Source organism: Burkholderia territorii, assembly GCF_902833055.1.
Classification (GTDB): Bacteria; Pseudomonadota; Gammaproteobacteria; order Burkholderiales; family Burkholderiaceae; genus Burkholderia; species Burkholderia territorii.
Map to the genome: position 1 here is coordinate 1 of NZ_CADFEJ010000190.1, position 253 is coordinate 253.

At 57.3% G+C, this 253-nt stretch carries 1 rRNA gene; it reads right to left on the reverse strand.

Annotation, left to right across the window (positions count from 1 at the left end):
* Positions 1-253, reverse strand: a 23S ribosomal RNA gene (locus tag HW466_RS31655); the annotation flags it as partial.

The window sequence follows — 253 nt, forward strand, 5'->3', positions numbered from 1 at the left end:
ATACTCATCTCGCCCACCTGTGTCGGTTTGCGGTACGGTCATCGTTAGACTGAAGCTTAGAGGCTTTTCTTGGAACCACTTCCAATTGCTTCGCTCCCGAGGGAGCTCGCGCCACACCCTTGAATCCTGCGCCCGGATTTGCCTAAGCGCCTTCTCCAATGCAGCGACCGGGACTTCCAACACCCGGACAACCTTCCGCGATCCGTCCCCCCATCGCATCTAACGACGGTGCAGGAATATTGACCTGCTTCCC